The following is a 21,959-nucleotide window of genomic DNA, read 5'->3' on the forward strand; positions in this document are numbered from 1 at the left end:
GCAGCGGGTCGATGATGGCTGCGGCGTCGGGCGGGCTGATCGCCGGCGGGCGGTTGTTGGACATCACCCCGATGGCGCGGCCACCGTCGATCATCACCCGGTCGAGCACCTGATAGGCCGGGCCGTGGAAGTAGACCCGGTAGATATCGGCGGCCCCAATGGTGCGGGCCTCCTCACCCGCCGGCCAGAGCGGGGCCGGCTCCGGCGGGCCGAGCGGCGCGCGGTTCAGGTACACGTCGGCGCTGAAGTGCAGCGTGACCTGCTCGGGCAGGCCGGGCGTCGGCGGCTTGAGCACCGAGCGCAGCTCGGTGTGGGCGACCAGCTCGCCGCCCGCCTGCGGCCGGATCACGGCCCGCAGGTAGAGGGTGCGCGGCTGGTCGCGGTAGAACTTGAAGGGGCTGGAGAAGCGCTCGTTATCGATCCTGGCCACATGGTAGCCGGGGGCCAGCAGGCTGGCAAGCTCGGCGAAGGCCTCGGAGCCCATCACCCCCGGCAGCACCGCCGTGCCGTCGATGCGGTGGTGGTCGAGGAACGGCTGGGCCGTCGGGTCCTCGCTGGTCTCGGCCTCGACCCCGCCGTAGAGGCAGGCCGAGGTGAGCGCGCCGACCATGGCCAGGGTCGGCTGTCGCGCGGCGAGCGCGGCCCTGGCCCGCTCGGGGTCGAGGCCTCCCTGCGGGTCGAGCTCGGCGGTGAGGATGCCGAGCTGCATGCCCACCAGGATCTCGCCGCGGGTGCCGCCGGCGGTCAGCTCGCGGCGGATGGTGGGGATGCCCACCTCGGGCGGGAGCATATCGATCCCGGCGGCGGCCATGATCTTGGGGATGGAGCCGCGGGTGGCCATGCCGATGCCGCCCCAGGCCGTCCAGTCGATCACAATGCCGCGCGTCTCCGGGCGGGTGCGGCGCAGCGAGCTGGTGATCTTGCAGAGCAGGTCGTTCGCCGCGCTGTAGTCGGGCTGGCCGCTGTTGCCGAAGCGCCCGGCCACCGAGCTGAAGCAGACCGTCGCGCCGATCGGGATGTCCTTGGCGGCGCGCAGCATCCCGAAGAAGCTGTCGGCCTTGATGTCGAAGACCATATCGAACTCGCGCGGCTCCTTCGAGGGCATGGTCTTGCTGATCTCGATGCCGCCGGCGTGGAGCAGCACGTCGATCTTGCCGTGGGCCTGGGCCACCTCCTGCACCACGGCGGCCACCGCCGGGCCGTCGAGCAGGTTCAGGCTGCGGTAGTGGGCGGTGCCGCCGGCGGACTGCACGGACTCGATAGCGCGCAGCGCCGCGTCGCTGCGCTCGATCTGGGCCAGCTGCCGGTCGATCTGCACCGGCGTCGGGCGCTCGCCGGCCGCCTTCAGCTCATCGATCAAGGTCTGCTTGAGCGAGTCGCGGTCGCGGCGGAACTGGGCGATCTTCGGGTCAGCCTGGTCGGGCGTGGGCGTCAGGTCGAGCAGGTAGAAGATGCCGCCGCTGGCCGCGGCCAGGTCGGCCACGATCGCGCTGGTGATCCCGCCGGCGGCGCCGGTGACGACGAAGACGCTCTCCGGGCCGAGGGCCATGCCGGGCCGGCCGTCGGCCGCCGGCAGCTCGCTGAAGCTCACGCTGAAGCGCAGGCCGTCGCGGTAGCCCACCTCGATCACGCCGGGGTCGGACAGGGTCTCGGCGATCAGGGCCTCGGCCGGCTCGGCGGTCTTCCGGCCCAGCTCAAAGTCCACCGCCTTGACCGTGATCTCCATCCGCTCGCGCTTAAACGCCTTGGTGATGCCGGTGACGCCGCCGCCGAGCGGCGCGCTGGCGCCATCCTCGCCGTAGCCGTGCAGGCCGCCCAGGCGCGTGGCCGAGACGAGGAACTGCTGCGGGCCGGCGAAGCTCTCATAGAGCGCGCGCAGGGTCAGGTAGAGGCTCTTCACCCGCACGCGGGCGGCCTCGCGGAAGCCGGCCAGGTCCATATCGGCCAGCTCGGGCTCCACATCCAGGGCGGGCAGCCAGTAGACGCCCTGCACCGGCCCCTCGGCCAGCCAGCCGGACAGCAGCTCGCCCAGCCCCTCGGCCGTCGGCGGCTCGTCAATCGTCAGGGCGACCACGCCGCGCTTCTGGAGCCGGCCCACCAGGGCCTTGCCGACGCCGCCGCGATCCATCATCACCACCACCCGGTCGCCCTCACCCAGGGCCACGCCGGTCGGCTTACACATGTCGAGCGACGGGCGCAGCACCGGGGTGGGCACCCGGCGCGGCGCGCGGTCGGCCTCGCTGACAGGATGCAGGATGCCGGTGGCAGGCGGCAGGGGTTCGGCCGCCTGCGTCCCGCCGCCTGCCGCCTGCGTCCCGCCGCCTGCCGCCTGCGTCCCGCCGCCTGCCGCCTTCAGCTCCGGCCGCGCCGCGTACACGAACTCGATCACGTGCCGCAGGGTGGGGTAGTCGCGCAGCGCCATGTCGTCGGGGCGGGGGATGTCAAACGCCTCCCGCACCGACTGGAAGGTCTCGGCCTGCTTGACCGTGTCCACCCCCAGGTCCGCCTCCAGATCCAGGTCGAGGTCGAGCATATCCGAGGGGTAGCCGGTCTTCTCGGCGATGATCGCCAGCACCTGCGCCTCGACGGGGGTTGGGGGCTGGGAGATGGGGGTTGGTGCCGCCGCCAGGGCTACCGGGGCAGTGGCGACGGGGGCGACGGGCGCGGGCGCGACGGGCGCGGGCGCGACGGGCGCGGGCGCGACGGGCGCAGGCGCGACGGGCGCAGGCGCGACGGGCGCGGGCGCGACGGGCGCCGGAGCCGCCGGGGCGGGCACAAACACTGCCGCCTGCGTCCCGCCGCCTGCCGCCTGCGCCCCGCCTCCCGCCGCCAAGCCCCCCCGCGCAGCGGCGCGCACCATCGGCCCGGTGCCGTAGCGCCAGGGGCTCGGGGCGGGCGTGCGTGATGGGGCGCCCTTGGCTGAGGTCGCCACCCGCAGCACCCGCTGGACGACCTCGGTCTCGCTGTGGTCGTAGCCGCTGACCTGGTCGAGCCAGAAGCGGTAGCGCGCCTGCGAGTCGACCCGGTCGAGCCCGCCGGGGATGTGGCGCAGCAGGGTCAGGGCGAGCTGCGAGCCGAAGCCGGCCGCCAGGTGGATGGCATACTGGACGTGGTAGCGCCCGCCCCGGCTCAGGTTGAGCTGGCCGAGCTCGGGGTCCACCTCGCGGTAGTTGGGCACCGGCGGGACGATCCCGTGCTCCAGGATCTTCACCGCGATCACGTCCTCGATCCCGACGCCCATGGGGTGGCCGGTGAAGCCCTTGGTGTTGGCGACGATGATCTCGCCGGCGGCCGGGCCGAAGCTCCTGCGCAGGGCGGCCACCTCGGCCGAGGCGCTGCCGCCGCGCGCGGGGGTGAAGGTCTCGTGGGACATGAAGACGGTCTGCTGGGCCATGCCGAAGCGGTCGATGCCGAAGCGGCGCTCGGCGGTGCTGATCAGCCGGTCCATCACCTGGGCGATGTGGCTGACATCGAGCCGGGTGCCGTGGAAGGCGCTGTTGCCGGTCTCGCTGGCCAGCAGCTCGACGATGCCGCGCATGCCGCGCTCGCGCACGGCGTCCTCGCTCTCGACCACCAGGGCGCAGGCGCCCATGCCGAGCAGCGTGCCGTGGCGGCGCTTGTCGAAGGGCAGGGCCGCATCGGCGACCGCGTCGTCGGTGGCGGCCGCGCCGGTTGCCAGGAAGCCGGCCCCGATCCACTCCATGAGGTGGTCGCCGGTCGCGTCATCGCTGCCGACGACCAGGACGCGCCGGCAGCGCCCGCCCCTGATCCAGTCCTCGGCCAGGCCGATGGCCTGGGTGGTGCTGGCGCAGGCCACGTTGACCGAGGTGTTTGGGCCGCGCGCGCCGATGTACTCGGCAAACTGGCTGTGGCCCATGGCCAGCACGCGGAAGATGAATCGGCGGTCGAAGCTGTAGGGCTCACGGGCCAGCTCCTCGCGCAGGGCCGCGCTGCGCCGACCGATCTCGGCCAGGGCGCCCGGGTCGCTCACCAGGTCGCGCAGCTCATCGAGCTGCTTGAGCTGGGCCTGGCGACTCTCGAAGGTGTAGTAGCGCTCCAGGTCGTCGGCCATGCGGTCGAGACCGGGGAAGGCCGAGGCGAAGATCACGCCGGTCTCATCGCGCAGCGACTCGGGGAGCATCCAGCGGTCGGGCAGGTGGGTGCCCTTGCTGGTCAGCCGGTAGGTCTGCACCAGGGGGATCCCGGCCTCGCGCAGGGCGTCCAGCCCGGCGGCCATGGCCAGCTGGGTGGTGCGGTCGAGCGCCTCGATCAGGCTCGCCGGCACGCCGTACTCGGCGTGCAGGTCGAAGGAGCCGGGCCGACCGGCCAGCCGGATGACCTCAGAGGGCTCATCGATCGTCACGAACTGGCCGCCGCCGCCCTCGCCCTTCACCACGCGGGTGATATGCTTGCGCAGCATCAGGTTGCGGAAGCGCTCGGGGATGAGGTCGATGAACTGCTCGCCGCGCAGGATGCGCAGGGCGTTATCGGGGTCCATCACGGCCTTGTCGGCGCCGGGCAGGCCCAGGCCGGTGCCCGAGATCACCACTGAGCCGAGCGGCGGGGTGTCGCGGTCGTATGGGAGGGGTTGGGGGTTGGGAGTTGGGGGTTGGGGGGCGCTCTGAAGTGCCTGGGCCAGCAGGGCACCCAGGGACTCCAGCGAGACGCTGCTTGGGTTATGTCCGTTCGATGGGCTCATAAATCGTTCCTCAGCGGTCGCCAGCGGTGCCGCCTGCGCATAAACAACGGTTGTTGGTACCTGCGCCGCCATGCTCAGCGGGCGAGTGTCAGCTTGGGAGCGCTCCAACTCCCGCCCCCCAGACCCCAGCTCCCAACCCCCGACTCCCCCCAGCCCTGCGGCGTAGATCCCGCAGAGGGCCTGGTTGAAGCTGACGATCTCGCCGTTCTTCGGGTGGTTGGTGAAGAGCGAGACCATGTCGGCCTTGCGGCCGAGCACATCGTCCACGAAGCCCTTGAGCGCGCGCTTGGGGCCGCACTCGATGAAGACCCGGCACCCCTGGTCGTAGAGCGTCTCCAGGCCCTTCACCCACTGCACCGGCGAGGCGATCTGGCGCTCCAGGATGTCCTTGATCGCGTCAACCGTGGTCGGGTAGAGCTCGCCGGTGACGTTGGCCACCAGCGGGAGCTGCGGCTCGGCGATGTGCAGGCGGTCGAGCACCTTGCGCAGCGGGCCGGCGGCCGGGGCGACGATGCGGGTGTGGAAGGCGTGGCTGACCGGGATGCGCTGGGCCTGGAAGCCCTTGGCCACGAAGCTGGCGATCGCCAGCTCGACGGCCTTGCTCTCGCCGCCGATCACCGCCTGGCCGTAGCTGTTGATGTTCGCCGCCACCACATAGCCGTCGATCTCGCCCAGCGTCGCCTGCACCACATCGAGCGGGGCCATCACGGCCGCCATCCAGCCGTTGTCGGCCATGCTGACGCGGGTCATCTCGGCGCCGCGCGCGGCGGCGGCCTCCAGCGCCTCGGCGAAGGGCATGATCCCGGCGGCCACCAGGGCCGCGTACTCGCCCAGCGAGTGGCCCATGACCATGTCCGGGCGGACACCGTAGGTGGCCAGCAGCTTCATCATGGCGGTGTCGAGGGTGAGCATGGCCGGCTGGGTGATCGCCGTCTGCATCAGCTCGCGCTCGGCCTGCTTGAGCACCGCCGGGTCGTCGCTCTCCACAAACAGGTAGCTGGTGAGCGGGCGGCCGAGGATGGGCGTCATCACCGCGTCGGCCTCGGCGAAGACGGCGGCCACCACCGGCGAGACCTTGGCCAGCTCGCGGCCCATGTTCAGGTACTGGCTGCCCTGGCCGGGGAAGAGCATGGCCACCTTGCCGGGCGCGCTCCCGCTGCCCCGGTAGACGCCCTGGCCCTGGAGGGCCTTCCATGCGGCCGAGCTGGCCATCGCCGCCGCCTTCGCCGCCTTCGCCAGCTTATCGCGCAGGTCGGCCGGGTCGGCGAAGTCTACCAGCAGGCGCTCGGCGGCCCGCAGCTCGGCCGGGTCGGGCAGGGCCAGCGGGGGCGACCAGCCGCCCTCGGCCTGCGCCATCGCCGCGCTGATCTTCGCGCCCAGCTCGGCGGCGGTAGATGCGCCGAGGGCGAGGATGCCTCGGATGGGGGCTGGGGGCTGGGAGTTGGGGGTTGGGGCATCCTGCCTCCCGCCTCCCGCCTCCTGCCTCCCGCCTCCTGTCCCCTGTCCCCTGTCCCCTGCCCCCTGAACATCAACTCCCGCGAAGCGCACCGGCTCAGTCCGGATCATCCCCGGCACATGCTCCTCCAGCACCAGGTGGAAGTTCGTGCCGCCGAAGCCGTAGGCGCTCACCCCGGCCCGGCGCGGGATCATGCCCCGGCGCTCCCAGGGCTCGGCCTCGTGGAGCAGCCGGAACGGGCTGCTGGTGAAGTCGGCGTTTGGGTTGGGCCGCTCGCAGTTCAGGGTCGGCGGCAGCACCTTCTCGTGCATCGCGTAGATCGCCTTGAGCATGCCCGCCGCGCCGGCCCCAGCCTTCAGGTGGCCGATGTTGCTCTTGGCCGAGCCGAGGCCGATGCTGCCGCGCTCGGCGACCCCGAAGACCTTGGCCAGGCTCTCAAGCTCGGTGACATCGCCGACGCGGGTGCTGGTGCCGTGGGCCTCGACCAGCGTGCAGGTGGCCGGGTCGAGCCCGGCGTTGCGCCAGGCCCGCTCGACCGCGAAGATCTGGCCGACCGGGTTGGGCGCGGTGATGCCCTTGCCCTTGCCGTCGGACGATGCGCCCAGGCCGCGGATGACCGCGTAGATCTTATCGCCGTCGCGCTCGGCGTCGGCCAGCCGCTTGAGCAGGAAGACCGCGCCGCCCTCGCCCATCACAAAGCCGTCGGCGCCCTCGCCGAAGGGCCGGGTGCCGGTGGCGCTGAGCGCGCCGATCTTGCAGAACTTCACGAAGGTGGACGGCCCCATGTTGCGGTCGATCCCGCCGGTGAGCACGGCGTCCACCCGATCATCGGTGAGCAGCTCCACGGCGGCGTCGATCGCGGCGAAGGTGGAGGCGCAGGCGGCGTCGGCGATAAAGTTCGGCCCGCGCAGGTTGAGCACGTTCGCCACCCGCCCGGCCACAATGTTCGCCAGCTCGCCGGGCATCGAGTCCTCAGTGATCGGCGGGAGCGCCCCGTCCATCTGGCGGTGGAACTGGGCGATCAGCTCGGCCTGGGCGGCGGGGGGCAGCGTGCGGAAGATCGGCGTGGCCCGCAGCCAGTTAATGTAGTCGGGGAAGACCACCCGCTGGTTGGTCATGAAGTGCAGCTCGCCGCCCATGGCCGTGCCGAGGATCACGCCGGTGTTCTCGGTGTTGAGCGGCCGGTCGGGGTAGCCATAGTCGGCCAGCGCCTCGGCGGCAGCCGTAACTGCCCAGTGCTGGCTCGGGTCCATCACATTGGCGACCTTCGGCGGTATGCGGAAGCGCTGCCAGTCGAACTGGAAGTCGCGCACCCAGCCGCCGATCTTCGAGTAGGTCTTATCGGGGGCGGCGTGGTCGGGGTCGTAGTAGTCGGCGATGTTCCAGCGATCAGGCGGCGTCTCGCTGATGCTGTAGCGCTTGCCGAGGATATTCTCCCAGAATGCGCGGGCGCCCAGCGCATCGGGGAGGATCGCGCCGAGGCCAACGATGGCGACGGCACGCTTAGCGACCTGATCCATATTGATCGACTCCAATATTTACCTATTGCGGGATTGCCGCGAAACGGCAATCCCGCAATAGGTAAAAGTTATATTTACTCAGCCGGGAAGGCCGCCACAAGGTCGGCGGCGACGCGGTTCATATCTTCAATCTGGCCGGCCTGGGCGGCGTAGATCGCCGGCAGGCCCAGCGAGCTCGCCAAGTTCGGGTCAGTCTGCCCGGCGCCGATCGCCCAGCCGAGGCCGTCGCTAGCGATCTTGAGCGCCGCGGTGCGCGCGTGGATGCGGGCCATCGCCAGGCGCGTCTCGGCGGTAAACGGCATCGCCGAGGAAGGCGTGGCGGCGTGCTCGGCGAAGATCGCGGCCGTCTCCGCGTAGGCGATCAGCTCGCCGAGGCGAAAGAGGACGTGCTGGTTGCGGGTGAGCCGGTCGAGCCGAGAGCGCTCAAGCAGCGTGGCCAGCGCGCGCATGGCCAGGGCGGCCGTGGCCGCGCCGCCGGCCGGGCTGGAGGCGGCCAGCGCGTCGAGGCGCTTGGCCCAGTCGAGATAGTAGGCGCCGCGCGTCTTCAGGTGCAGCTGCCAGCGGTCGCGGGCGATCGTCCACTCCATAATCTCCGAGGTGCCCTCGTAGATGCAGGTGATCCGCACGTCGCGCTTGATCTTCTCGACCATGTACTCCTTGGTGTAGCCGTAGCCGCCGTGGGCCTGGATCGAGTCCTCGGCGGCCTTGTTGCCGCTCTCGGTGGCCAGGTACTTGGCGATCGCCCCCTCGGTCTGTAGGTCGGGCTCGCCGGCGTCGATGCGCGCCGCCGTCCACTCGATGTAGGCACGGGCCGCCTCCAGGCGCACCGCGTTCGGCACCAGCAGCTTGTGGGTGTAGGCCTGCTTGGTCGAGAGCAGCCCGCCGCCCTGCACGCGGGTCTGGCTGTAGCGGATGGCCCGCTCAAGCGCGGCCCACCCGCCGCCGAGGCCGAAGGCGGCCACCATCAGGCGGGTGTAGCCGAACACGGCCTGGGCCTGGGCCAGGCCGCGACCCTCAACACCGCCGACCAGGCGGTCGGCGGTGACGTAGACATCATCGAGGAAGAGGGCCGACGTGTTCGAGGCCCGGATGCCATGCTTGTCCTCGTGCTTGCCCTTGACGAAGCCGGGCGCGTCCTTCTCGACGACGAACCAGGAGAGGCCGCCGGGCGCGCTGGCCAGGATCGTGTAGATCTCAGCCACGCCACCATTGCTGATCCACTGCTTGCGCCCGCTGATCTTGTAGCCGACAACCTGCCCGTCCTCGATCACCGGCTCGGCCTTGGTCGTCAGGGTGCCCAGGTCGCTGCCGGCCTGGGGCTCGGTGGCGCCGTAGGCCACCAGCAGGCCCTCATCGGCGATGCGGCCCATCCAGTGGGTCTTCTGCTCCTCGGTGCCGCCGACCGTGATCGGGTCGGTGCCCAGGAAGGTGGCCAGCACGCCAGTGGCGATGCCGAGGTCGATGCGGGCCATCAGCTCCGAGACGCGGTAGATATCGTAGGCGCCGCCGCCGAGTCCGCCGTACTCCTCGGGGATGAAGATCAGATGCAGCCCGATCTTGTCGGGGTCGTACAGCTCGCGCAGCACGTCCATCGGGAACTCATCTCGGGCGTCCAGATCTCGAAGATACTCGGGGCTCAACTGCTTCGCGGCGTACTCACGTAGTGTCGCCAGGACCATCTCCAGCGTGTCCGTATCCAGCGTCGTCATGGGCACCCTCCTGCGCTGCGCGTAACAAGTCCTCAGAGCCATGCTAGTATGTTTTGGTTGGGGTATGAAGTAAGACTATCATAACATTACCTGGCACGGTACAAAGGAAACAAGCTAATTATATTTAGGAAAGGCATCACAAGTAAGTTGTCTGCGATAACAATGTTCTGTGTACGCGGCGTAACAATTCTAGCCCCGGGCCGTACCTTCCCTATGCGGCGGCCACCGATCCGCGATCCGGCGCCGCAGGCACCTTCGGTTCGGCCGTAGGGACGCAGCGTGCTGCGTCCACTCCTGCCCCAGAGCATGATCATCCCAGGAGCAAGCACAATGCGCGTGATCTCGGTGAACGTCGGCCGCCCGCAGACGCTGGAGTGGCAGGGCCGCACGGTGAGTACGGCGATCTTTAAGGCGCCGGTGGCGGGGGCGGTGGTGGTGCGCGGGCAGAACCTGGCCGGCGACGAGCAGGCCGACCTGACGGTCCACGGCGGGCGGCACAAGGCGGTCTACCTCTACCCCAGCGAGCACTACGCCTACTGGCGCGCGGAGCTGCCGGGCGTCGAGCTCGGCTGGGGCGCGTTCGGCGAGAACCTGACGGTCGAGGGGCTGGACGAGAGCATCGCCGTGGGCGACCTGCTTGAGGTGGGCACGGCGCTGCTGCGGGTGACGGAGGCGCGCATGCCGTGCTACAAGCTGGGGCTGCGCTTCGGGCGGCCCGACATGACCAAGCGCTTCCTGCAGAGCCGGCGCACCGGCTTCTACGCGGCGATCGAGCGCGAGGGCGAGCTGCGGGCCGGCGACGAGATCCGCCACCTGCTGCGCGGCGCCTCCGACGTGACGATCGCCGACATGGTGCAGATCTACGGCTTCCCGCCGCGCGACCCGGCCCTGGCGGCGCGCGTCCTGGCCCTGCCGGACCTGTCCGCTCCCTGGCGGGAGTTTCTGACGAGCCACCAATGAACCGCACCGACAGGCTGCTCGCGATCGTGCTGGAGCTACAGGCCCACGGCGCGCGGCGGGCCGAGGACCTGGCCGGCACCTTCGAGGTGAGCAGGCGCACGATCTACCGCGACGTGCAGGCGCTCTGCGAGGCGGGCGTGCCGGTGGTGGCCGAGCCCGGGCGGGGCTACTCGCTGCCCGCGGGCTACTTCCTGCCGCCGCTGCGCTTCAGCGCCGACGAGGCCCTGATGCTGATCCTGGGCGCGGGGGTGGCCGCGCAGAGCTTCGACGCCGAGTACCGCCTGGCGGCCGAGTCGGCGGCGCGCAAGATCGCCGGGGCGCTGCCCGAGGAGCGCCGGGGCGAGGTGCTGGCCCTGCGCGCCAGCCTGGAGCTGATCGAGTCGGCCGGGGTCGCCCCGCACGCCGCCGAGATGCTGCGCCAGCTACGCATGGCCGTGGTGCGCGGCCAGCGCGTGCGCCTGCGCTACCGCGCCCGCTTCGGCGCCGACGGCCCGGGCGAGGTCAGCAGCCGCCTGGCCGACCCCTACGGCCTGGTGCGGATCGGCGGGGCCTGGTACCTGGTGGCGCACTGCCACCTGCGCGGCGACATCCGCAACTTCCGGCTCGACCGCATCGCTGAGCTTGAGCTGATCGCCGAGCGCTTCACACGCCCGCCGGGCTACGCGCTCAGCCAGCCCAGCGAGCGGCGCCCGATCGTGGCCCGAGTGCGCTTCACGCCCGAGGCCGCCCCCTGGGTGCGCGAGGCGCCCAGCTTCTACATCGAGGAGCTGCGCGACGAGCCCGAGGGCCTGCTGGCGACGCTGCGGCTGCGCCGGCTCGACGAGATCATGCCCTGGCTGCTCTCCTGGGGCGCGCGGGCCACGGTCCTAGAGCCGCCCGAGCTGCGCGAGATGGTGCGCGCCGAGGCCAGGGCGATGCTGAGTGTTGAGTGTTGAGCGAAACTCAACACTCAACACTACTGACATAGGGCTGTCACTGCGCCCGTCTATGCTGGTGGTGTCCGACAGAGTCAGCAGCATATGAAGGAGACAGCCCGATGCGCAACGCGATCAACTGGTTTGAGATCCCGGCGACGAACTTCGACCGCGCCGTGGCCTTCTACAGCGCCGTGCTTGGCGCGCCCGTCCACGCAGGCGAGTTCCAGGGGGTGCCCCACGGCTTCCTCCCCGCCGACGAGGGCGGCGTGGCCGGGGCGATCATCGCCGGGGCGGTGGTGGCGGGGGGCGACGCGAACCCCGGCCACGCCGGGCCAGTGCTCTACCTGAACGCAGGCGACCAGATCGAGGCGATTGTGGCCCGGGTCGAGGCCGCCGGCGGCCAGGTGCTCGCGCCGCCCACCCCGATCGGCCCCCAGGGCATGGTCGCGATCTTCCGCGACACCGAGGGCAACCGGGTCGGCCTGCACCAGCCGCCGATGTGATGACGACGACGTGGGGCGGACACGTTGGCCCGCCCCTACGGCCCCACCGGGATCGTGAACGACACGGTCGTCCCGACACCGGGCGCGCTCTCGGCGCGGATCGCGCCGCCGTGGGCCTCGACCATGCGCCTGGCGATCGCCAGCCCCAGCCCGGCCCCGCCGCTGCTGCGCGTGCGCGCCCGGTCGGCCCGGTAGAAGCGGTCGAAGATATGCGGCAGGTCCTCGGCGGCGATCCCGCCGCCGGTGTCGCTCACCCGGAACACGATTGCAGATTGCAGATTGTAGATTGCAGATTGTCCACCCGAATCTGCAATCTGCAATCTGCAATCTGCAATCTCGACCGAAAGCGTGACGCTGCCCCCGGCGGGCGTGTGGCGCAGGGCGTTGCCGAGCAGGTTGCCGAGCACCTGGGCGATCCGCTGCGGGTCCACCGTGATCTCGGGCAGGTCGTCGTCGGCCTCCACCAGCAGCGCCACCCCGCGCCCGGCGGCCTGCTGGGCGAAGGAGCGTCCGGCGTCGCGGGCGAGCTGAGCCGGCTCGACCGGCTCGGGGTAGAGCGGGAGCTGGCCGGCCTCGGCCAGGGCCAGCAGGCGCAGGTCTTCGATCAGGCGCTCCAGCAGGGCCACCTCGCCGAGCAGCCCGTCGATCTGCGGGCCGTCCGGCGCGTAGACCCCGTCCTGGATGCCCTCCAGGCGGCCCTTGATGATCGAGAGCGGCGTGCGCAGCTCGTGGGCCACGTCGGCCGTCAGCTGGCGGCGCTGCTGGTCGGCCTCCACCAGCGTCTCAGCCATACGGTTGAAGGCCACGGCCAGCTCGCCCACCTCGCGCAGCGCCGAGGGGCTCACCCGCGCCGTCATATCGCCGGCGGCGAGGGACTGGGCGGCGCGGGTGAGCTGGCCCATGGGCCGGCTGATCTGACGCGAGAAGAAGGCCGCCAGGGCCAGCAGGATCGCGGCCAGGGCCAGGCCCGCGCTGGCGATGCCCTGCACCACCCGCTTGCCGTCGAACATCGCCCCCGACGAGGCGGCCCGCCCGCCGTCGTAGGAGATCAGCAGCGCGCCCACCACCCGCCCATCGCTGCTGATCGGCATGGTCTGCGTGAAGCTGCCGTAGTCGCCGTAGGACTGCGGCGGCGCCGGCGGGGCCAGGGGGCCGGGGACGGTGGCTGACCCTGCGGGGGCGTCGGCCTGCGTGCTGGCCAGCACCCGCCCGCGCTCGTCCACCAGGCTCACCGCCTGCCCGGCCGGCAGGTCCAGCCCGCGCTCGATCTTCGAGAACCGCTCCTCGACCCCGTCCCACGATCCGCGCCGCCCGTAGAAGGACTCGAGCTGGCGCACCTCGTCGCGGACGCTCACCTGCGACATCATACCCCAGCCGCCCGAGCGGCGATCGAAGCTCGCCACCGCCAGCCCGAAGAAGCCGAGCATGCCGCCGACGCCCAGGACGATCACCAGGGCGAAGGAGGCCAGCATCAGGCTGAAGATACGTGGGCGCATGACGATTGCAGCTTGCAGATTGTAGATTGCAGATTGCAGGTCAATCTGCAATCTACAATCTACAATCTGCAATTATGTGGGTTCGGCGAACTTATAGCCGACGCCGTAGACGGTGATGATGTACTGGGGGGCGTGGGTGTCGGGCTCGATCTTGCGGCGCAGGTTCTTGATGTGGGCGTCCACGGTGCGGTCGTAGCCGGCGTAGCTCGCGTCATAGACCAGGTCGAGCAGCTGGGCGCGGGTGAAGGGGCGGCCGGGCTCGCGGGCGAGGACGGCCAGCAGGTCGAACTCGGTGGCGGTCAGCTCGATCGGCTCGCCGTCGCGGCGCACGCTGCGCCGCTCCAGGTCGACGCTCAGCCCGCCGATGTGGATGGCCCCGCCGGGCGCGGCGTCGCCCTCGCTGCGGCGGAGCACGGCGCGCACGCGGGCCACCAGCTCGCGCGGGCTAAAGGGCTTGGTGATATAGTCGTCGGCGCCGAGCTCCAGGCCGACCAGCCGGTCGGCCTCCTCGACGCGGGCGGTGAGCATGATGATCGGCAGCTTGCGGGTGGCCGGGTCCTGGCGCAGGGCGCGGGTGACGTCGAGGCCGTCGGCGCCGGGGAGCATCAGGTCGAGCACCATCAGGCTGGGGCGCTCGGCGCGGGCCATGCGGATGGCCGTGTCGCCGTCCCCGGCGGTGATCACGCGGAACCCGGCCCGGTCGAGGTAGTCGCGGGCGATCTGCACGATGCCGGGCTCGTCATCGACCACCAGGATTGTCCGGGTCATGCCGCACCTCCCCTCCAGCGCATTCGCCATCACTATGCCTATCATATGCGGCGGCAATGGCCAGCTTCGCTGGCCATTGCCGCCGCATATGATAGGTTCTGGAGCGCCGCGCAGCGGCGCTACTCCACGCGCGGGTCGTGGCCGGCGGGGGTGGTCTGGACGGGGGCGGCCGGAGGGGCGCTGCGGCGCTGGTTGAACATGCGCAGCAGCAGCCAGGCCAGCAGGCCGAGGCCGATGAGCTTGGCCAGGCCGAAGATCATCCCGAAGAAGCCGAAGAAGCCGGGGCGGCTGTGGCGATCCATCATGCCCATCGGGCCGGAGCGGAAGTCGCCCTGGCCACGCTGTCCCATCATCGAGCGCGGGTCGCGCTGGCCGGGCATAAAGCCCTGGCCGTCCTGGCCGCGGCCGAAGCTGCGCCCGCCGGGGGCGTTGGGCGCCTGCTGCGCATTCGGCGCCTGCGGCATCGCCCGCATCGGCTGCTGCCCCGCCCACATCGGCATCTGCTGCTGGCTGCCCCACGGCGAGCGCCCGCCGACCGCCACCATCAGCGCCAGCCCGGCCAGCGCGATCGCCACCCAGCCCTGCCAGTTCCAGTTGCGTTGCATCGCTATCTCCTCATAGTGTCTCGGATATCCATGTCAGTGTCACCAGGATACCGAAACTCTGTGAAGAGACTATGAAGAGCCTGGGGAGAGATATCTGAATGTTGAATGTTGAATGTTGAATGTTGAATGCCGGACATTCAACATTCAACATTCAACATTCAACATTACCTACACCGGCGGCCATGGCACATTGGGGCCGGGGCCGGGCGGGGGGAAGCAGCCGTCGGAGATCAGACCGTTGAGGCGGCGGCGCAGGGCGCGCATCTCGGCCTTCTCCAGCAGGTCGGCCAGCGTCTGGGCCAGCGAGTCATTGGCGTCGAGGCGGTCGCGCAGGCCGCAGAGCGCCCGCTGCACATCGGCGGGCAGCGGCTCGCCGACGAAGTCCCAGAGCACCGTGCGCAGCTTCGGCTCGACGTGGAAGCAGATCCCGTGGTCGATCGCCCAGAGCCGGCCGTCGAGCGCCTTGAGCGCGTGGCCGCCCTTGCGGTCGGCGTTGTTGATCAGCGCGTCGAAGGCGCAGAGCCGGCGGATCACATCCTCGTAGCCGCCGTCCTTGAGCATGGTGAAGAGGTGCGACTCATCATCGTTCTCGATGAAGAGCTGGACCATGCCCACGCCGTAGGGGCCGTCGCGCAGCACCGTGGGCGGCACCAGGTCGAAGCCGAGCGCCTCGCTGATCAGGTAGGCGGCCACCTCGCGCCGGTAGAGCGTGCCGCGCGGGAAGTCCCACAGCGGGCGCTCGCCGCGCCTGGGCTTGTAGATGCCGATCAGGCGCACGTCCTCGTAGGCCACCGTGCTGAGCAGCGTGTAGTTGCTGCTGTAGGGCATCGCTGCCTCGACGGACATCTCGCCGCGGGCGAGGACCTCAAGGACGCGGGCGGTCTCGATCTGGCGGGGCTGAGAGTCGTCCATAGCTATGCCTCTCACGCTATTGCAGATTGCAGATTGCAGATTGCAGATTGCGACTTCGCGGCCCTGCCCAATCTGCAATCTGCAATCTACAATCTGCAATCGGTCAGGCGCTGTAGCTCGGCCCGTGGCCGTTGCGCTGGGGGCAGAAGTGCCCGCTGGGGTCGATCGGGCGGCCGCAGTTGCCGCAGATCGGTCGGCCGGCGGCCACCACCTGCGCGGCGTGGTTGCTGAGCGCGCGCATCTGCGGGCGCGAGGCCGAGAAGCGCGCCCGCAGCGGCTCATCGTCCTCATCGGCGACGCTCTGCACCAGCAGGATGACCATATCGCGCTCGGCGTCGTAGCCGAGGCCCATCTGGCCGATGCGGAACTCGGGCTCGATCGGCTCCTCCAGGCTCATATCGGTGATGAGCATGTCGTCCGAGGTGGTGAGCCGCGGGTTCTTCTCGGCCAGGCTATCGAGCAGGCGCGAGACGGCGTCGGCCAGGGCGCGCACCTGCTCCTTCTCTGCGGTCAGCGAGATCAGGCGGTTGCCCCGGCGAATCTGCACGTAGAAGACGCGCTGCCCGCGCGGGCCGACGGCGCCGGCGGTGAGCCGCTGAATGGCCTCCAGATCAATGTTGAATTCCGACATGGGCTACTCTGATTTCTCCGCGGCGGTCGCCGCCGCCACATCCTCGGCCGCCGGGGCATCGGCTGGCTGCGCTGGAGCCGGCTCCTCGGGGCGCGGCCGCAGGTGCTCAAGCGAGCCAGTGTCGTTGAAGGCCATCAGCCGCGGCCCCATGCGCTCGAAGGCCACGGCGTTGAGCGAGCACGGGTTGATCGTCAGCCGCTGGAACAGGTCGATGTGCATCCCGATGTAGTAGGCGAGCGCCAGCTTGATCAGGTCGGCGTGCGAGAACACGGCGATGATCTGCTTCGGGTGCTGGGCGCGCAGGCCGTCGATGGCCTGGACGACCCGCATCTGGGCCTCGCCGAGGCTCTCGCCGTTGGGGAAGCGCGTGCCGCTCGGGTAGTGCTGCACGCCCGGCCACAGCTCGTGCGTGTAGAGCTCCTTCAGCTCGGCGCCCTGCCACTCGCCGTAGCGCACCTCGCCGACCTGCTCGACCAGGCGCAGCCCGATGCCCCGCGGCCTCGCCACGGCCTCGGCCGTCTCGACGCAGCGCTCCAGCGGGCTGCTGTAGATCGCGGCGATCGGCAGGTCCCCCAGGCGCTCGCTCAGGGCCGCCGCCTGGCGCCGGCCCTCCTCGTTCAGGTGGACGCCGGGGGTCCAGCCGGCTAGCCGCCCGTGCACCCAGTCGTTTGTGCCGTGGCGGATCAGCAGCAAGAGCGTCACGCGCTTCTCCTTATGCAACCATCTTCGACTGCATGATACCACAACTAGTACCGGGTTTCAGAGCGCGCCACGGTGGCTTCAGGGCATGAGCAACGTCAGCGGGCGAGTAAACGCGCGCCCGCAGGGTCTGCGGCCGACCGCCCACCTTCGTGGGCGGATCCGGCGTCGGCGCAGGCCGACGCCCGGCACAACGCGCCTCGTCGGCGCGACTTCCCGTCGCCAGCCGTGGGGCGCTCAGAACATTGCATCAGCCCTGAGCTCCGGGGCTGCCGCCGGGCCGGGTATGGTAGAATGCCCTCACAGCCTGTACGCATGAGTATAAGCGCAGAGATCACCGTCATCGCACGAGCGTAGATCCCGCCAGATGGCATCCCCAATCTGCAATCTGCAATCTGCAATCTGCAATCTGCAATCTGCAATCTGCAATCTGCAATCTGCAATCTCACTAGCGCGGAGCCTGCCCATGAGCGAGATGCGCCGCGAGTCCCCCTACCCGATGCTGTCGGTCGAGGCGGCCAGTGCCGCGATCACGGCCCACGTCGCGGCACTCGACACTGAGGATGTGGACGCCCTCGCCGCCGAGGGCCGCGTCCTGGCCGCCACCATCAGCGCCCCCGAGGACGTCCCCGATGTGCCGAAGTCGGCCATGGACGGCTACGCCCTGCGCGCCGCCGACGGCCTGGCCCCCCGGCGCGTGGTAGCCGAGCTCACCGCCGGCGCCCAGCCCGGCCTGCTGATCGGCCCCGGAGCCGCCGCCCGGATCATGACCGGCGCGCCCATGCCCGACGGCGCCGACGCGATGATCCCGGTCGAGCTGACCGAGGAGCGCGACGGGGTGCTCGTCATCCAGCGCGAGCTGAAGCCCGGCGACTATGTTCACACCGTCGGCCAGGATATCACCCGCGGCCAGCCGGTGCTCGCCCGCGGCGCCCTGCTCGGCCCCGCCGACGTGGGCCTGCTGGCCACCGTCGGCGTCACCCGCGTGGCGGTCTTCCGCCGGCCGCGCGTGGCCGTGCTCGCCACCGGCGACGAGGTCTATGAGCCGGGCGGCCCGCGCCCGCCCGGCGCCGTGCGCGACAGCAACCGCTACGCGCTGATGGCCGCCGCCCGCGAGGCCGGCTGCGAGGCGATCTCGCTCGGCATCGCCCGCGACGACTACGACGGCCAGCGCGCGGCCATCCTGCGCGGCCTGGAGCAGGCCGATGTCCTGCTCACCAGCGGCGGCGTCAGCATGGGCACCCGCGACCTGATCAAGCCCATCCTGGCCGAGATCGGCACGGTCCACTTCGGCCGGGTCAGCTTCAAGCCCGGCAAGCCCACCACCTTCGCCACCGCCGGCGGCAAGCTGATCTTCGGCCTGCCCGGCTACCCGGTCTCCTCGCTGGTCTCGTTCGAGGTGTTCGTCCGCCCGGCCCTGCGCGCCCTCCAGGGCGACGCCCGCCCCGCGCGCCCGCTCGTCCAGGCCCGGCTCACCGCGCCCATCCGCCCCTCGCCCGACCGGCCCGAGTACCAGCGGGTGGTGCTCAGCTGGCGCGAGGGCGCGATCTGGGCGGCCAGCACCGGCGGCCAGGGCAGCTCGCGCCTGATCTCGATGCGCGGGGCCAACGGCCTGCTGCTCGTCCCCGCCGGCGATGAGATCCTGCCCATGGGCACCGAGCTTGAGGCCATGATCACCGGGTCGCTGTAGGGGCGGGCCAATGTGCCCGCCCACGGCACCCCCGTGATATCATGGGCGGGCGGCTGTTGGGCTATGGCTAAGGAGGCGAGGATGACTTCACAACGAGCCCAGGATCTGCTTCGTCAGGAGATTGATGACCTGAGCGAATCTATCGCCCAGGAGGTCCTCGATTTCGTCCTCTTTGTGAAGGCGCGTCGTGCCGAAGAGGCATTCCTCTGGGAGCAGGTGGAGTCTGCGCAGCGCCACCGGCAGGCTCACCCTGATGAGGTGCAGACGGTTGACGCCGCGACATGGGATCAGCTGACAGCACATCTTGATGATGGTGAGTGATGCGCTACCGTTTGCGCTTCGACCGTAGATTTATGCGCCAGATCGAGTCTCTCCCCGGCGATCTGCGCAGCGTCGCGCGTCGCCTGGTAGGCTCGCTTGCTGAGCAACCGCGCCCAGCCCAAGCGAAAGAGCTTGATGGCCATCCAACCTACTTCCGTATCTGGCTGCCACGTACCCACCGCCTCGTGTACCAGATTCTAGACGACGAACAGGCTGTCGATCTTCTCTACATCGGGCCAAAGCCGCCTGATCTGTATGAGCAGCTCGGCCTTGGGCGCCGCAGCGACTAATGTATGCGCTCTGATATGATAGTCACCACCACCGCCGCCAGCTACCCCGTCGTCGTCGAGTCCGGCGCGCTGGCCAGCCTGCCCGAGCGCCTGCCGGCCCTCGGCCTGCGCGGCGCCCTCTGGCTTGTCTGCGACGGGGCCGTGGCCGAGCGGTACGGCGCGCCCCTGGCCGCGCGCCTGCGCGCCGCCGGCCACACCGTCCACGTGTTCAGCGTGCCGCCGGGCGACGCCAGCAAGAGCCCGGCCCAGCTCGCCGAGCTGCACACCTGGATGATCTCCGGCGGCGTCGAGCGCCGCGACGCCGTGCTGGCCCTCGGCGGCGGCGTCGTCGGCGACCTGGCCGGCTTCGCGGCGGCCACCATCCTGCGCGGCGTCGCCGTGGTGCAGATGCCCACCACCCTGCTCTCCATGGTCGACGCGGCCGTCGGCGGGAAGACCGGGATCAACCACCCGCTCGGCAAGAACCTGATCGGCGCCTTCCACCAGCCGCGCCTGGTGCTGGCCGACACCGACACCCTATCCAGCCTGCCGCCGCGCGCCCTGCGCGAGGGCTGGGCCGAGGTGATCAAGCACGGGGTCATCCGCGACGCCGCGCTGTTTGAGGATCTGGAGCGGCTGGCCGAGGGGCGCGGCTGGTCCGCCCAGGCCCCCGGCGGCCTGTGGGACGCCGGCGACGCCGGGCTGACCGCGCAGCTCAGCGAGCTCATCCGCCGCGCCGTGGCCGTCAAGGTTGAGGTGGTCAGCATCGACGAGTTCGAGCAGGGCGAGCGGATCACCCTCAACTACGGCCACACCGTCGGCCACGCCGTCGAGCAGCTCTCGCAGTACGGCCTGCTCCACGGCGAGGCGGTGGCCGTGGGCATGCACGCCGAGGCCCGCATCGCCCAGCTTATGGACATGTGCGACGGCGACATGGTCGGGCGCCAGGCGGCCCTGCTCCACGCCTACGGCCTGGAGACGGCCCTGCCCGCCTACGATGTGGACGCCATCCTGGCCCTGGCCATGCGCGACAAGAAGGTCCAGGCCAAGAAGATCCGCTGGGTGCTGCCCGCGTCCGTCGGCGCCGTCCGGGTGCGCGACGATGTGCCCGAGGGGCTGCTGCGCAGAGCTTTACACGCTTAACCTCCCGCGCCCGAGGGGCCGTGGTATACTGCCTGCACTCACGATTGCAGATTGTAGATTGCAGATTGCAGATTGGCAATACCGCAGAAGTAACGCGGTGAAGCGTCCTGTCATTCTGAGCGAAGCGAAGAATCCCGGCCGGGACCCTTCGCTTCGCTCAGGGTGACAGCGTTACTTCTGCGCTACTGCGTAGATTGGATGTTGACCGCTACACCAAATCTGCAATCTGCAATCTGCAATCTGCAATAGCCCAGGGGTCGCTACATTGGACACGGTCAAAGAGTTTGCCGAGCGGATCTTCACGAACGTCGAGCAGGTGATCATCGGCAAGCGCAACGCCGTCGAGCTGCTGCTGGTGTCGCTGCTCTGCCGGGGCCACGTGCTGCTCGAGGATGTGCCCGGCACCGGCAAGACGGTGCTGGCTAAGAGCATCGCCCGCTCGATCGGCAGCAGCTTCAAGCGCATCCAGTTCACGCCCGACCTGCTGCCCTCCGATGTGACTGGGATCTCGATCTTCAACCAGCAGAGCCGCGAGTTCGAGTTCCGCCACGGCCCGATCTTCGCCCAGATCGTCCTCGCCGACGAGATCAACCGCGCCACGCCCAAGACCCAGAGCGCCATGCTTGAGGCCATGGAGGAGCGCCAGATCACGGTGGACGGGACGACCTACGCCCTGCCGGCGCCCTTCATCGTGCTGGCCACCCAGAACCCGATCGAGTACGAGGGCACCTTCCCGCTGCCCGAGGCCCAGCTCGACCGCTTCCTGCTGCGGCTGCACCTCGGCTACCCCACGCGCCTCGATGAGATCGCCATCCTCAAGCGCCAGCGCCAGGCCCACCCGCTCGACAGCCTCCAGACAGTGGCCCAGATCGACGACCTGCTGCGCCTCCAGCAGGCGATCAAGGAGGTCTACGTGGACGACCTGGTCGAGGAGTATATCGTCAGCATCACCACGGCCACCCGCCACCACGAGGATGTCTACCTCGGGGCGAGCGCCCGCGGCTCGCTGGCCCTCTACCGCACCGCCCAGGCCTGGGCCGCGATCAAGGGGCGTGACTATGTGGCCCCCGATGATGTGAAGGATCTGGCCGGCGCCGTGCTCGGCCACCGCATGATCGTCAGCCCGGCCGCGCGCATCCGCAGCGTCACCGCCGCCGCCGTGATCGAGGATGTGCTCAGCGGCGTGGCCGTCCCCGGCGCCCGCGCCGGCCGCCGCTTCGATAGGTCTGCCGCCGCACGGTAGGGGCGTAGCAGCGACCGCTGGATGCTCCGGCGCGACTGTCACCCTCCCTGGGTCGCTGCTGCGCCCTTACATTGAGGTCACGATGGCCGATGACGACCAGAGCCGCCGCGGGCGGCTGACCCAGTCGCTGCGCCGGGTGGTGCTGCTGCGCGAGACCGGCCCGAAGAGCGCGGCATGGCACCGCGCCCGCGCCCAGACGATCTGGCGGCTGCACCGCCTGCTTGAGCGCCAGGCCGATGATGAGAAGGCCGCCGACGACCGGCGCGAGGATGCGCCCGAACGCTAATTGCAGATTGCAGATTGTAGATTGTAGATTGCCGCAGCATCACGCCCAATCTGCAATCTACAATCTGCAATCTGCAATCATCTTCGGAGTGTTATGCCCTCTCCCCAAGAGCTGATCGAGCGCGCCCTGAGC

The 21,959-nt window shown here is 70.2% G+C and carries 18 protein-coding genes; 10 read left to right on the plus strand and 8 right to left on the minus strand.

What is annotated here, in order from left to right; genetic code table 11:
• Positions 1–7,675: type I polyketide synthase (locus K2Z83_RS07360; protein WP_220594529.1), on the minus strand; the 7,675-nt coding region annotated here is incomplete at its 3' end.
• A 74-nt stretch (positions 7,676–7,749) separates the two neighbouring features.
• Positions 7,750–9,384 carry an acyl-CoA dehydrogenase family protein gene (locus K2Z83_RS07365; RefSeq protein WP_220594530.1) on the minus strand — a complete coding sequence of 545 codons (1,635 nt, stop codon included), beginning with the start codon at positions 9,382–9,384 and terminating at the stop codon, positions 7,750–7,752.
• A 279-nt stretch (positions 9,385–9,663) separates the two neighbouring features.
• Between K2Z83_RS07365 and K2Z83_RS07370 the strand changes: the two genes are divergently transcribed.
• The 3 genes from K2Z83_RS07370 (at position 9,664) to K2Z83_RS07380 (ending at position 11,764) form a co-directional block, all read left to right on the plus strand.
• On the plus strand, positions 9,664–10,344 hold the full coding sequence (locus K2Z83_RS07370) for an MOSC domain-containing protein (protein ID WP_220594531.1): 681 nt from the start codon (positions 9,664–9,666) through the stop codon (positions 10,342–10,344).
• A complete protein-coding gene (locus tag K2Z83_RS07375) occupies positions 10,341–11,279 on the plus strand; it encodes a YafY family protein (RefSeq protein ID WP_220594532.1) in 939 nt (312 codons plus the stop codon). The genes K2Z83_RS07370 and K2Z83_RS07375 overlap by 4 nt, the downstream gene beginning before the upstream one ends.
• A gap of 101 nt (positions 11,280–11,380) precedes the next feature.
• Positions 11,381–11,764, plus strand: a complete 384-nt coding sequence (locus K2Z83_RS07380) for a VOC family protein (protein WP_220594533.1) — start codon at positions 11,381–11,383, stop codon at positions 11,762–11,764.
• A gap of 35 nt (positions 11,765–11,799) precedes the next feature.
• On the opposite strand, the gene K2Z83_RS07385 is transcribed toward K2Z83_RS07380, so the two are convergent.
• The 6 genes from K2Z83_RS07385 to K2Z83_RS07410 form a co-directional block, all read right to left on the minus strand.
• The gene (locus K2Z83_RS07385) at positions 11,800–13,332 is read right to left on the minus strand and encodes an ATP-binding protein (protein ID WP_255603501.1); all 1,533 of its coding nucleotides are present in this window, start codon (positions 13,330–13,332) and stop codon (positions 11,800–11,802) included.
• A complete protein-coding gene (locus K2Z83_RS07390; protein ID WP_220594534.1) occupies positions 13,333–14,028 on the minus strand; it encodes a response regulator in 696 nt (231 codons plus the stop codon).
• A 119-nt stretch (positions 14,029–14,147) separates the two neighbouring features.
• Positions 14,148–14,633, minus strand: a complete 486-nt coding sequence (locus K2Z83_RS07395) for a hypothetical protein (RefSeq protein WP_220594535.1) — start codon at positions 14,631–14,633, stop codon at positions 14,148–14,150.
• Positions 14,634–14,801: 168 nt separating this feature from the next.
• Positions 14,802–15,545, minus strand: coding sequence for an SCO1664 family protein (locus K2Z83_RS07400; protein WP_220594597.1), 744 nt, complete (start codon positions 15,543–15,545; stop codon positions 14,802–14,804).
• Positions 15,546–15,648: 103 nt separating this feature from the next.
• Positions 15,649–16,176, minus strand: a complete 528-nt coding sequence (locus K2Z83_RS07405; protein WP_220594536.1) for a DUF3090 family protein — start codon at positions 16,174–16,176, stop codon at positions 15,649–15,651.
• A 3-nt stretch (positions 16,177–16,179) separates the two neighbouring features.
• Positions 16,180–16,878, minus strand: coding sequence for an MSMEG_4193 family putative phosphomutase (locus K2Z83_RS07410; RefSeq protein ID WP_220594537.1), 699 nt, complete (start codon positions 16,876–16,878; stop codon positions 16,180–16,182).
• Positions 16,879–17,242: 364 nt separating this feature from the next.
• Here K2Z83_RS07410 and glp point away from each other — a divergent pair, with 364 nt between their 5' ends.
• The 7 genes from glp to K2Z83_RS28855 all read left to right on the plus strand — a co-directional run bounded on the left by glp (position 17,243) and on the right by K2Z83_RS28855 (position 21,942).
• Entirely contained in the window at positions 17,243–18,565 is a 1,323-nt protein-coding gene (gene glp / locus K2Z83_RS07415) for a gephyrin-like molybdotransferase Glp (RefSeq protein WP_255603503.1), read from the plus strand.
• 81 nt (positions 18,566–18,646) lie between these two features.
• Entirely contained in the window at positions 18,647–18,886 is a 240-nt protein-coding gene (locus tag K2Z83_RS07420) for a hypothetical protein (protein ID WP_220594538.1), read from the plus strand.
• Positions 18,883–19,176 (plus strand): type II toxin-antitoxin system RelE/ParE family toxin, encoded by a 294-nt coding sequence (locus tag K2Z83_RS07425; protein ID WP_220594539.1) that lies wholly within the window; start codon positions 18,883–18,885, stop codon positions 19,174–19,176. Before K2Z83_RS07420 ends, K2Z83_RS07425 begins: the two co-directional genes overlap by 4 nt.
• Before the next feature lie 15 nt (positions 19,177–19,191).
• Positions 19,192–20,298 carry a 3-dehydroquinate synthase gene (aroB, locus tag K2Z83_RS07430; protein ID WP_255603504.1) on the plus strand — a complete coding sequence of 369 codons (1,107 nt, stop codon included), beginning with the start codon at positions 19,192–19,194 and terminating at the stop codon, positions 20,296–20,298.
• A 265-nt stretch (positions 20,299–20,563) separates the two neighbouring features.
• Positions 20,564–21,541 carry a MoxR family ATPase gene (locus K2Z83_RS07435; protein ID WP_220594541.1) on the plus strand — a complete coding sequence of 326 codons (978 nt, stop codon included), beginning with the start codon at positions 20,564–20,566 and terminating at the stop codon, positions 21,539–21,541.
• Between the two features lie 82 nt (positions 21,542–21,623).
• The gene (locus K2Z83_RS07440; protein WP_220594542.1) at positions 21,624–21,827 is read left to right on the plus strand and encodes a hypothetical protein; all 204 of its coding nucleotides are present in this window, start codon (positions 21,624–21,626) and stop codon (positions 21,825–21,827) included.
• Positions 21,811–21,942, plus strand: a complete 132-nt coding sequence (locus tag K2Z83_RS28855) for a hypothetical protein (protein ID WP_255603505.1) — start codon at positions 21,811–21,813, stop codon at positions 21,940–21,942. The genes K2Z83_RS07440 and K2Z83_RS28855 overlap by 17 nt, the downstream gene beginning before the upstream one ends.
• The last annotated feature ends 17 nt before the right edge of the window (positions 21,943–21,959 follow it).

Source organism: Oscillochloris sp. ZM17-4, assembly GCF_019599295.1.
Classification (GTDB): Bacteria; Chloroflexota; Chloroflexia; order Chloroflexales; family Chloroflexaceae; genus Oscillochloris.